This is a genomic window from Citrobacter sp. Cf125 (genome assembly GCF_030333935.1).
Lineage (GTDB): Bacteria > Pseudomonadota > Gammaproteobacteria > Enterobacterales > Enterobacteriaceae > Citrobacter > Citrobacter freundii.
Genome location: NZ_JAOWEY010000025.1, coordinates 1274207 through 1284919, shown reverse-complemented (window position 1 = coordinate 1284919; position 10713 = coordinate 1274207). Strand labels below are relative to the sequence as shown.

Below are 10713 nucleotides of genomic sequence, written 5' to 3'. Positions count from 1 at the left end.
AAAGCACCAGAGCAGAAAGCTCAGGCTGCTAAAAAACACACCAAAAAAGCTGCAACCAAACCAGCTGCAGAACAAAAAGCGCCAGAGCAGAAAGCTCAGGCCGCTAAAAAACACACCAAAAAAGCAGTAAAACACGACACTGCTAAACCAGCAGCTCAACCTGCAGCATAACGCATTTGTAGTCACTATGGCGTCCCCCACGCCATAGCATACGGCGCTAGATCGACCTGATGTAGCGCCGCCTTTTCGGAGGGTAAAATGGTGTCACATTACCGCTTTGAGTTAATTCTTATTACGCTGATAATTTGCGCCATCATCGCCATGCGTTTTTATCTTGCCTGAATGTAGTTATCTGATTTTACTCCCACTTTCACGTCGTCCCGTCTATAGTATTAACTGAGGGTTTGCTGTTAATAATCATAATTCCCCACCAGAGCGTGATATGCATAAAACCATTGCTGTATTACTGGGTTCACTTTGTTTACTTCCTGTTGTTGCACATGCGGACAAGCCTGCAACGGACAGCGCTGAAGCAGAAAATATAAAAACGCTGTTTTTTGGTCATGACGATCGCATAAAGGTGACTGACCCTACACAATCGCCGTGGGACGCTATCGGGCAACTGGAAACCGCCAGCGGTAACCTGTGTACCGCCACGCTCATTTCGCCACATCTGGCCCTGACGGCCGGACACTGTTTACTCACCCCCCCGAAAGGTAAGCCGGACAAAGCCGTCGCATTGCGCTTCGTGTCTAAAAAGGGTCTCTGGCGCTATGAAATCCACGACATTGAAGGCCGGGTTGCGCCCTCACTTGCCAAACGTTTAAAAGCCGATGGTGATGGCTGGATAGTGCCGCCTGCCGCAGCCCCGTGGGATTTTGGTCTGGTGGTGCTGCGTAATCCGCCGTCTGGCATCACACCGCTGCCACTGTTTGATGGCGACAAAGACGCGTTAACCGCGGCGCTAAAAACTGCAGAGCGTAAAGTCACGCAGTCGGGCTATCCGGAAGATCATCTGGACGACCTGTACACACATCAGGATTGTGTGGTGACCGGCTGGGCGCAGAATACCGTCTTGTCACACCAGTGCGACACGCTCCCGGGCGACAGCGGTTCGCCATTGATGTTGCAGACAGAGTCTGGCTGGCAGTTGATTGGTGTGCAAAGCTCCGCTCCAGCAGCCAAAGATCGCTGGCGGGCAGATAATCGCGCCATATCCGTGACCGGTTTTCGCGAGAAGCTGGAAGCGTTAGCGCAGGAATAACACATGCTGCCCGCATTAACGGGCAGCATGGATATCAGGCAAGTTTTATCATTATCATTCCGGCCAGCAGCAGTATCACGCCGATCCAGCCCTTATTATTCAGACGCTGACCAAACAGCACCCAACCTGCCGCTAACGTCGCGGCAATACCGAATCCGCCCCACAAGGCGTAGGCAACAGAAAGGTCAATACCTTTTACCGCCTGCGACAGCGCGCTAAAGGCTGCTAACACGGCAGCTAACGACAGCACGCCATAAATCTTGCGGCGAAAACCATCGGAAAATTTCAAAAAGACGTTAGCGACGATTTCCAGCACGATGGCCATACCCAGCCAGGCACCGTGAACCCATTCAAACTGTTGCATGGGTCACCTCTTTGCCCGGTTTAACAGGCTTTCGGGTGCCGGATTTAATCAGCACAATGCCGACCACCAGTGAAGCCAGTCCTGCCACCTTCAATGTGGACAAGGTTTCGTCAAATAACAGAACGCTAAACAGCGTAATAAATAAAATACCGATCCCTTCCCACAGGGCATAGGCCACACCAAGGGCAATTTTTTTAACGGCAAAACTGAGAAAAATATACGATAAGGCGATCATTACCAGCATTAAAATAAAGCCCGAATTACCATGGCCGACGCTTGCCCATTTCATTGAAAGCGTACCAGTAATTTCAGCCGCGATGGCCAGACCTAATAATATCCAGTAAAACATGATGCTTCTCCTGCTTGAGAATATAGTCCTTTGGGCCTACTGCATGCAGTAAACCAAAAAATAAAATTAGTTAGCTCAGCGCACAGCGCCAGCTCAGGCAGAAGAAGGGACTAAAGCGCGTTGCGCCAGTGTTGCTCACCCGCAAGCAAGAAAGTGGAAGAGGTACGAAGAAGTGAAGGTAAACGCAAAAACATCCTGAACATATTGTCCATAATATTACAATTATCCGCAGTGTTGCTTCTCATCATCGCGGATGATAATTGTCCTCGGTAGTTAAACACAGATGATTTGTATCATAGCTTCAATACGAACTCAAAGTCTTTTCACTTCTTTACCTGCCCCGTTTGATTTTTGTTATAACGGCTCGACGCAAATCACACTATTATTCAGATTCAAAAATCAAAAACGCAGGAATACACATGGCGAAACCGATCATCACGCTTAACGGTCTAAAAATAGTCATTATGCTGGGCATGCTGGTTATCATCCTGAGCGGCATTCGCTTTGCCGCAGATATCATCGTCCCCTTTATTCTGGCGTTATTTATAGCCGTTGTGCTGAACCCCGTGGTGCAGCGGATGGTCAAGCTTCGCATACCGCGCGTATTTGCGGTGTCATTGCTAATCGTTATTATTGTAATGCTAATGGTACTGCTGTTAGCGTATTTAGGCACATCCTTAAATGAGCTTGCGCGTACGCTACCGCAATATAGCTCTTCACTGGTTATTCCACTAAAAAATCTTGAACCATGGTTACAACGCGCAGGGATCGGCGTTTCCGTGGATGAGCTCGTCAAATATATCGATCCAAACGCGGCAATGACGCTGGTGACCAATTTGCTGGCGCAGCTTTCGAATGCTATGTCATCGATCTTTTTACTGCTACTGACGGTAGTTTTTATGCTGCTGGAAGTACCGCAACTGCCCAACAAACTAAAACAAATGATGAGTCGCCCCATTGAAGGTATGGCGGCGATTCAACGCGCCATCGACAGCGTCTCTCACTATCTGGTGCTTAAAACGGCAATCAGCATTGTGACCGGATTGGTCGCCTGGGGCATGCTTGCTGCATTGGATGTGCGCTTTGCCTTTGTCTGGGGATTACTGGCCTTCGCCCTGAACTACATCCCTAATATCGGTTCGGTATTGGCGGCCATTCCCCCTATTGCTCAGGTGCTGGTATTTAGCGGCCTTTACGATGCGCTGGTGGTTCTGGCAGGCTATCTGGTCATCAACCTGGTATTCGGGAATATCCTCGAGCCGCGGATCATGGGGCGTGGACTTGGACTGTCTACGCTGGTGGTTTTTTTGTCGTTAATCTTCTGGGGCTGGCTGCTCGGCCCTGTTGGGATGCTGCTTTCTGTTCCGCTAACCATCATTGTGAAAATCGCGCTAGAGCAGACCAATGGCGGTCAAAGCATTGCGGTGTTACTGAGCGATCTCAACAAAGAGTAAAATGCAAAACGGCCTCCGCAGAGGCCGTCTTAGTTTTCACTGACGATTACAACGCTTTCAGAATCGCATCCACGCTGGCTTTGGCATCGCCAAACAGCATATGAGTGTTTTCTTTAAAGAACAGCGGGTTCTGCACACCAGCATAGCCCGTGTTCATCGAACGTTTGAACACGATGACGTTCTGCGCTTTCCATACTTCAAGCACCGGCATACCGGCGATCGGGCTGTTCGGGTCATCCTGCGCCGCCGGGTTTACCGTATCGTTGGCACCAATCACCAGCACGGTATCGGTATCGGCGAAATCATCGTTGATCTCGTCCATTTCCAGCACGATGTCATAAGGGACTTTGGCTTCCGCCAGCAGTACGTTCATATGACCGGGCAAACGCCCTGCTACTGGGTGAATACCGAAGCGCACTTTGATGCCGCGTGCGCGCAGTTTCTCAGTGATTTCCGCGACCGGATACTGTGCCTGAGCCACTGCCATGCCGTAGCCCGGGGTGATGATCACGGAGTGCGAGTTCTTCAGCATTTCTGCTGTGTCTTCCGCAGTAATCTCACGGTGCTCACCGACTTCTTCATCTGATCCAGTAGAAGAACCGTCAGAACCAAAGCCACCTGCAATAACGCTGAAAAATGAACGGTTCATCGCCTTACACATAATGTAAGACAGGATCGCACCAGAAGAACCGACCAGCGCACCGGTAACGATCAGCAGATCGTTGCTCAGCATAAAGCCCGCCGCCGCCGCAGCCCATCCTGAATAGGAGTTGAGCATTGAAACGACCACCGGCATATCCGCACCACCGATGGAGGCCACCAGATGCCAGCCAAAAGCCAGTGCAATTATGGTCATCACCAGCAGCGCCAGAACCTGCAGGCCCACGCTTTCGGTACGGACAAATACCACCAGCAGCAGGAAAGAAACAACCAGCGCCGCCAGATTCATTTTGTGACGATTCGGCAGCATCAGCGGTTTAGAGGAGATCATGCCGCGCAGTTTGCCAAAGGCCACCACAGAACCGGTAAAGGTTACCGCACCGATGAAGATACCCAGGAACACTTCCGTCAGGTGAATGTTCACCAGAATCGGCTCCAGGCCCGTGTCGTGATACAGGTAGCTGTTGAAGCCCACCAGTACCGCTGCCAGACCAACGAAGCTGTGCAGAATTGCCACCAGCTCCGGCATCTCGGTCATCTCAACTTTTTTCGCCAGACGAATACCAATCGCGCCGCCGATGATCATCGCCACCAGGATCCACGCAACGTTGCCGGTATCCGGGCCAAAAATCGTGGCAATCAGCGCAATCGCCATCCCGGCGATACCGTAGTTGTTACCCTGCTGAGAGGTTTCGTGTTTCGAAAGCCCCGCCAGACTAAAAATAAACAGGATAGCGGCAACAATGTATGCAGCTGTAACTAATCCTCCAGACATATGTTACCCCTTAGTTTTTCCGGAACATTTTCAGCATGCGCTGAGTCACGGTGAAGCCACCGAAAATATTAATGCTGGCAATAAGCACCGCGATAAAGCTCAGGAAACTCACCCAGCCACCCTGGCCAATTTGCAATAACGCCCCAACCACGATAATCCCTGAGATGGCGTTAGTCACAGACATCAACGGAGTATGCAACGCATGTGACACATTCCAGACCACGTAGTAACCCACCACGCAGGAAAGCGCGAACACCGTAAAGTGACCAAGGAACTCTTTCGGCGCAACGTCAGCGAGCCAGCCAAACAAAATCACCACCAGCGCCATCAGCGCATATTTGCGCCACGGAGAGACAGGTTTTTTCTCTTCTTTTGGTGCAGGTGCGGCTTTTGGCGCAGCCTGCGGCTGAGCAGAAACCTGGATAGGTGGCGCAGGCCAGGTGATTTCACCCTCGCGAACCACCGTGACACCGCGAACAACCACGTCGTCAAAATCGACGGTGATATTGCCGTCTTTCTCTTTGCACAACAGTTTGAGCAGGTTGACGAGGTTGGTGCCGTAAAGCTGGGAAGATTGCGTTGGCAAACGGCCAGGCAGGTCGGTATAGCCGATAACCTTCACCCCGTTCTCGGTGGTTGTCACCTGATTAGGCACGGTATATTCGCAGTTACCGCCGTTTTGCGCGGCAAGATCGACAATTACGCTGCCCGCTTTCATCGAATCGACCATTTCACGGGTAATCAGTTTCGGGGCCGGTTTGCCCGGGATCAGCGCAGTGGTAACAATAATGTCGACGTCTTTCGCCTGTGCAGCGAAGAGTTCCATTTCGGCTTTGATGAACGCCTCGGACATCACTTTGGCATAGCCATCACCGCTGCCCGCTTCTTCTTTAAAGTCCAGTTCAAGGAACTCGGCGCCCATACTCTGCACTTGTTCCTTCACTTCCGGACGGGTATCAAAAGCACGCACGATAGCGCCCAGGCTGTTTGCCGCACCGATCGCCGCAAGACCTGCCACACCCGCACCAATCACCATGACCTTGGCAGGTGGAACCTTGCCTGCGGCGGTGATCTGGCCGGTGAAGAAGCGACCGAATTCATGTGCAGCTTCAACAATAGCGCGATACCCGGCGATGTTCGCCATTGAGCTCAAAGCATCCAGCGACTGTGCGCGCGAAATACGCGGCACGGAGTCCATCGCCATAACTGTCACGTTTCGCTCTGCAAGCTTTTGCAACAGTTCAGGGTTTTGCGCGGGCCAAAGAAAACTCACCAGCGTCGTGCCCGGATTGAGTAACGGAATTTCCGCCTCCTCCGGCGCATTGACCTTCAGGATGATCTCTGACTGCCAGACTGCATTTCCATCAACAATTTCTGCGCCTGCTTGTACAAACGCCTTATCGTCAAAACTCGCCAGTTGACCTGCACCGCTTTCAACCGCGACGCTGAAACCTAACTTAAGCAGCTGCTCAACCGTCTTCGGCGTGGCTGCAACGCGGGTTTCATTGGTTAACCGTTCTCTTGGTATGCCAATTCGCATAATGTTCCCTTCCATCTGTAATTATGATGATGGTTTATCAATGTTCGCACGAGGCATGCGCGCACTCTCGAGAGAGGTCAGTGTTACCTCAATAAAATAAAACAGTAACAAACTCTGTATAACCTACTGAAAATGACGCCTGTGATCTAGCGCCAAAAAACAGTATTTATTATGAAATTCGCAAAATAGAGATGAATCGAACCTCAGACAGATAAAATGCCCTAAAAATAGCCCACAAAGGCTGATAATTCGCTTAAGCGAAGCGGCAAAACATGATTACGTACCTGCCAAAAACAATTAATTAACATTAAATTAACTTATGAAATTCAACTGCTTTATCAGTTTTGGTCACCAAACGCCGAATTTTTCGGCATATCACAAAATGTTATCGATGTTGTTAAGCCAGGTGGCACGATGAGTGAAAAATGACGCAGACACTGACGCAATTTAAATGCAATAATCAGCGACGTTTCTAGTCAATAACAATACCAGTACCTGGTTTGCGCAAGGCGAAGGATTATTTTTATGAAGCTTAAGAACACTCTCCTGGCGTCCGCACTTATTTCTGCGACTGCTTTTTCTGTCAATGCAGCGACAGAATTGACGCCGGAGCAAGCGGCTGCCCTGAAACCCTATGACCGCATTGTGGTCACCGGTCGTTTTAATGCTATCGGTGATGCAGTTGCTGCCGTATCACGCCGTGCAGATAAAGACGGTGCAGCCTCCTTTTATGTTGTTGATACTTCAGATTTTGGCAGCGGCGGTAACTGGCGCGTTGTTGCCGACGTCTATAAAGCTGACGCTGAAAAAGCGGAAGCGTCAAAAAACCGTATCATTAACGGCGTTATGGAATTGCCTAAAGATCAGGCCGTTCTGATTGAACCTTACGATACCGTTACGGTACAGGGTTTCTACCGTAGCCAGCCTGAAGTAAACGATGCAATCACCAAAGCTGCGAGAGAGAAAGGTGCATATTCCTTCTATATCGTGCGCCAGGTCGATGCCAACCAGGGCGGCAACCAGCGTATTACCGCATTCATCTACAAAGCTGATGCGAAAAAACGCGTAGTGCAAAGCCCTGATGCGATCCCAGCAGATTCTGATGCCGGACGCGCCGCATTAGCAGCAGGTGGCGAAGCCGCGAAGAAAGTTGAGATCCCAGGCGTTGCAACTACCGCTTCTCCGAGTGCTGAAGTCGGTCGCTTCTTCGAAACGCAATCCACCAAAGGCGGACGTTACACTGTCACGCTACCGGATGGAACCAAAGTTGAAGAACTAAACAAAGCGACCGCCGCCATGATGGTACCGTTCGACAGCATCAAGTTCACCGGTAACTACGGCAACATGACGGAAGTTTCTTATCAGGTAGCAAAACGCGCAGCGAAAAAAGGCGCGAAGTATTATCACATCACACGCCAGTGGTCAGAACGTGGTAACAACGTGACAATCAGCGCCGATCTGTATAAGTAATACCCAATGTATTATCAGGTCTACAGTCCTTGTAGACCTGATAATTTCGCGCAGTTCTGCTCCCAGACAAAACAAAAACAGCAGTATTAAGACAACTTTTCACACTATTAGTCACAAATCTTTCTATCCCCATTGCATGCATTCTCTTCTCTCCGTAAAATCCCGCGCCTTAGTGGCTTTCACCATTTTTATGCGGTTTGCCAAAATAATTATTCTCTCACTCTCGTTTTTGTAACTGGATACAAATGGAAAAGAAATTGGGTCTGAGCGCACTGACCGCGCTGGTTTTAAGCTCAATGCTCGGCGCTGGCGTTTTCAGCCTGCCACAAAATATGGCGGCAGTAGCCAGCCCGGCTGCATTACTGATTGGTTGGGCGATTACCGGTGCGGGTATTCTTTTGCTCGCCTTTGCCATGCTGATCCTGACGCGTATCCGTCCTGAACTGGATGGCGGTATTTTTACCTATGCGCGTGAAGGTTTTGGCGAGCTGATTGGCTTCTGCTCCGCGTGGGGATACTGGCTGTGTGCCGTTATCGCTAACGTTTCGTATCTGGTCATTGTCTTCTCTGCACTCAGCTTCTTTACCGACACGCCTGAGTTACGTCTGTTTGGCGACGGTAATACCTGGCAGTCGATTGTGGGCGCATCGATGCTACTGTGGATCGTACACTTCCTTGTGCTGCGCGGTGTGCAAACGGCAGCCAGTATTAACCTGGTCGCGACGCTGGCGAAATTACTGCCGCTGGGTCTGTTTATCGTGCTGGCGTTCATGCTGTTTAAGCTCGACACCTTTACTCTCGATTTTACCGGCGTAGCATTGGGCGTTCCCGTCTGGGAGCAGGTCAAAAACACCATGCTCATCACCTTGTGGGTATTCATCGGTGTGGAAGGCGCGGTGGTGGTTTCTGCCCGTGCCAGAAACAAACGCGATGTCGGACGCGCCACGCTGCTGGCGGTACTTGCCGCGCTGGGCGTTTACCTGCTGGTCACCCTGTTATCTCTGGGCGTTGTCGCACGTCCCGAACTGGCGGAGATCCGTAACCCGTCAATGGCCGGTCTGATGGTTAAAATGATGGGACCATGGGGCGAAATTATTATTGCCGCAGGTCTGATTGTTTCCGTGTGCGGCGCCTATCTAAGCTGGACGATTATGGCGGCGGAAGTGCCGTTCCTCGCCTCCACGCACAAAGCGTTTCCGCGCATTTTTGCGCGACAGAACGCGCAAGGCGCGCCATCGGCGTCGCTATGGCTGACCAACATCTGCGTACAGCTCTGCCTGGTGCTGATCTGGCTTACTGGTTCCGACTACAATACGTTATTGACTATCGCCTCAGAGATGATTCTGGTGCCCTATTTGCTGGTCGGCGCATTTCTGTTAAAAATTGCAACCCGTCCGATTCATAAAGCTGTCGGTATCGGGGCGAGTATTTATGGCATATGGTTATTGTATGCGTCAGGTCCGATGCACCTGCTGCTGTCCGTAGTGCTGTATGCGCCAGGACTGCTGGTTTTCCTTTATGCCCGTAAAACGCACGCGCATGAAAACGTATTAAAACGCCAGGAGATGGCGCTGATCGGCCTGCTGCTTGTTGCTGCTGTGCCGGCTACCTGGATGCTGATGGGGTAACGTTATACCCATCGTTCGCGACATATGGAGATTACGATGGGTAAAAAAAACCCTTTGCCAATTCTTATCACCGGAGGTGGTCGTCGTATCGGCCTCGCCGTCGCATGGCACTTTCTGAACCAAAAACAGCCAGTTATCGTCAGCTACCGTACGCACTATCCTGCCATTGACGGCCTGCGAGAAGCGGGCGCGATTTGCATCCCTGCTGACTTTTCCACGGATAAAGGCGTGCTGGCCTTTGCTGATGAGGTCAAAGCTCAGACAGATGGCTTGCGTGCTATTGTGCATAATGCCAGTGCCTGGCTTGCAGAAAAGCCTGGTACACCGCTGACCGATGTGCTGTCAGCCATGATGCAGATTCATGTCAATACGCCCTACCTGCTCAACCACGCACTAGAAGGGTTGCTACGCGGTCATGGACACGCGGCCAGCGATATAATCCATTTTACTGATTATGTTGTGGAGCGCGGCAGCGACAAGCACATTGCTTATGCTGCCAGCAAAGCGGCGCTGGATAATATGACCCGCTCGTTCGCACGCAAACTGGCACCGGAAGTGAAAGTGAACGCGATTGCCCCTTCACTTATCCTGTTTAACGAGGGTGATGATGCAGAGTATCGCCAGCAGGCACTGAACAAATCACTGATGAAAACCGCACCAGGTGAAAAAGAAGTCATTGATTTAATTGACTATCTGTTAACCAGCTGTTTTGTCACCGGACGTAGTTTTGCCCTTGATGGCGGGCGTCATCTGCGTTAGTGCAGTTTGATCCAACAAAAGATCAGCAACCACGCGCTCAGGCCCCAGCACACCACTGATCCGCCGAGCGCAACGGGTAAGCGCATAAATCCGGTGAAATACCACAGTGAAACGAGGTAGACAAAATAGGGAATAATCGACCACATGCTGAATATGATGGTTGTACGTAACGCCTCGATCCCACGTTCACTGGCCACGATATAGTGGGCAATCAACGCAAACGTCGGGAACAACGGAATTAATCCGGCAATATAGTAATTCTTTGTTTTCGCCAGCAAGCCAATCAACACCACCACCAGCGCACCGAGCGCCGCTTTTATAACGAGTCCCATCACTCTGCCTTAACACATCAATAACATCAGCCCCTAGCATAACGGAAGCGTTCTTGTTTAGAAAAGATTAATGGAAGGAAAAACCAGGGCGGTGTATGTTGGCGTTTTATATTCAAAA

Annotated in this window: 13 protein-coding genes; 7 read left to right on the top strand and 6 right to left on the bottom strand. The window is 50.7% G+C overall.

All coding sequences use genetic code 11. The features are described from left to right. The 3 genes from OGV89_RS22900 to OGV89_RS22895 form a co-directional block, all read left to right on the top strand. Positions 1 to 171: acid shock protein (locus OGV89_RS22900; protein ID WP_286559371.1), on the top strand; the 171-nt coding region annotated here is incomplete at its 5' end. Positions 172 to 258: 87 nt separating this feature from the next. Beyond that, positions 259 to 342: a small membrane protein YdgU gene (gene ydgU, locus OGV89_RS23055; RefSeq protein ID WP_085954017.1), complete on the top strand. Its 84-nt coding sequence runs from the start codon at positions 259 to 261 to the stop codon at positions 340 to 342. 100 nt (positions 343 to 442) lie between these two features. Continuing rightward, positions 443 to 1264 carry a trypsin-like serine peptidase gene (locus OGV89_RS22895; RefSeq protein WP_003843576.1) on the top strand — a complete coding sequence of 274 codons (822 nt, stop codon included), beginning with the start codon at positions 443 to 445 and terminating at the stop codon, positions 1262 to 1264. Positions 1265 to 1298: 34 nt separating this feature from the next. On the opposite strand, the gene mdtI is transcribed toward OGV89_RS22895, so the two are convergent. From mdtI to OGV89_RS23050, 3 genes are all read right to left on the bottom strand, one after another. After that, positions 1299 to 1628, bottom strand: coding sequence for a multidrug/spermidine efflux SMR transporter subunit MdtI (gene mdtI / locus OGV89_RS22890; RefSeq protein ID WP_003028939.1), 330 nt, complete (start codon positions 1626 to 1628; stop codon positions 1299 to 1301). Next, entirely contained in the window at positions 1615 to 1980 is a 366-nt protein-coding gene (gene mdtJ / locus OGV89_RS22885) for a multidrug/spermidine efflux SMR transporter subunit MdtJ (protein ID WP_161799268.1), read from the bottom strand. The genes mdtI and mdtJ overlap by 14 nt, the downstream gene beginning before the upstream one ends. 107 nt (positions 1981 to 2087) lie before the next feature. Continuing rightward, complete coding sequence (locus OGV89_RS23050; RefSeq protein WP_085951052.1) at positions 2088 to 2258, bottom strand: protein YdgV; 171 nt, start codon at positions 2256 to 2258, stop codon at positions 2088 to 2090. 138 nt (positions 2259 to 2396) lie between these two features. On the opposite strand from OGV89_RS23050, the gene OGV89_RS22880 reads away from it, so the two are divergent. Continuing rightward, the gene (locus OGV89_RS22880) at positions 2397 to 3431 is read left to right on the top strand and encodes an AI-2E family transporter (protein ID WP_003843572.1); all 1035 of its coding nucleotides are present in this window, start codon (positions 2397 to 2399) and stop codon (positions 3429 to 3431) included. A gap of 46 nt (positions 3432 to 3477) precedes the next feature. On the opposite strand, the gene pntB is transcribed toward OGV89_RS22880, so the two are convergent. Together pntB and pntA are read right to left on the bottom strand one after the other, a co-directional pair. Next, positions 3478 to 4866, bottom strand: a complete 1389-nt coding sequence (pntB, locus tag OGV89_RS22875) for a Re/Si-specific NAD(P)(+) transhydrogenase subunit beta (protein WP_003843571.1) — start codon at positions 4864 to 4866, stop codon at positions 3478 to 3480. A 10-nt stretch (positions 4867 to 4876) separates the two neighbouring features. Then, the gene (gene pntA / locus OGV89_RS22870; protein WP_003028945.1) at positions 4877 to 6406 is read right to left on the bottom strand and encodes a Re/Si-specific NAD(P)(+) transhydrogenase subunit alpha; all 1530 of its coding nucleotides are present in this window, start codon (positions 6404 to 6406) and stop codon (positions 4877 to 4879) included. A gap of 525 nt (positions 6407 to 6931) precedes the next feature. On the opposite strand from pntA, the gene ydgH reads away from it, so the two are divergent. The 3 genes from ydgH (at position 6932) to folM (ending at position 10263) form a co-directional block, all read left to right on the top strand. Further along, the gene (gene ydgH, locus OGV89_RS22865; RefSeq protein WP_003028946.1) at positions 6932 to 7876 is read left to right on the top strand and encodes a DUF1471 family protein YdgH; all 945 of its coding nucleotides are present in this window, start codon (positions 6932 to 6934) and stop codon (positions 7874 to 7876) included. 245 nt (positions 7877 to 8121) lie between these two features. Further along, on the top strand, positions 8122 to 9504 hold the full coding sequence (locus tag OGV89_RS22860; RefSeq protein WP_003843569.1) for an amino acid permease: 1383 nt from the start codon (positions 8122 to 8124) through the stop codon (positions 9502 to 9504). A 36-nt stretch (positions 9505 to 9540) separates the two neighbouring features. Then, entirely contained in the window at positions 9541 to 10263 is a 723-nt protein-coding gene (gene folM, locus OGV89_RS22855; protein ID WP_003028949.1) for a dihydromonapterin reductase, read from the top strand. On the opposite strand, the gene OGV89_RS22850 is transcribed toward folM, so the two are convergent. Then, positions 10260 to 10595 (bottom strand): GlpM family protein, encoded by a 336-nt coding sequence (locus OGV89_RS22850; protein WP_003028950.1) that lies wholly within the window; start codon positions 10593 to 10595, stop codon positions 10260 to 10262. The two genes, folM and OGV89_RS22850, sit on opposite strands and share 4 nt — an antisense overlap. Between the last annotated feature and the right edge of the window lie 118 nt (positions 10596 to 10713).

What these genes read in the sequence shown, in the direction of transcription:
- pntA (WP_003028945.1), bottom strand. Translation starts at nt 6,406, where the DNA reads ATGCGAATTGGCATACCAAGAGAACGGTTAACCAATGAAACCCGCGTT.
- OGV89_RS22880 (WP_003843572.1), top strand. Translation starts at nt 2,397, where the DNA reads ATGGCGAAACCGATCATCACGCTTAACGGTCTAAAAATAGTCATTATG.
- OGV89_RS22850 (WP_003028950.1), bottom strand. Translation starts at nt 10,595, where the DNA reads ATGGGACTCGTTATAAAAGCGGCGCTCGGTGCGCTGGTGGTGGTGTTG.
- ydgH (WP_003028946.1), top strand. Translation starts at nt 6,932, where the DNA reads ATGAAGCTTAAGAACACTCTCCTGGCGTCCGCACTTATTTCTGCGACT.
- pntB (WP_003843571.1), bottom strand. Translation starts at nt 4,866, where the DNA reads ATGTCTGGAGGATTAGTTACAGCTGCATACATTGTTGCCGCTATCCTG.
- ydgU (WP_085954017.1), top strand. Translation starts at nt 259, where the DNA reads ATGGTGTCACATTACCGCTTTGAGTTAATTCTTATTACGCTGATAATT.
- folM (WP_003028949.1), top strand. Translation starts at nt 9,541, where the DNA reads ATGGGTAAAAAAAACCCTTTGCCAATTCTTATCACCGGAGGTGGTCGT.
- mdtI (WP_003028939.1), bottom strand. Translation starts at nt 1,628, where the DNA reads ATGCAACAGTTTGAATGGGTTCACGGTGCCTGGCTGGGTATGGCCATC.
- OGV89_RS22860 (WP_003843569.1), top strand. Translation starts at nt 8,122, where the DNA reads ATGGAAAAGAAATTGGGTCTGAGCGCACTGACCGCGCTGGTTTTAAGC.
- OGV89_RS22895 (WP_003843576.1), top strand. Translation starts at nt 443, where the DNA reads ATGCATAAAACCATTGCTGTATTACTGGGTTCACTTTGTTTACTTCCT.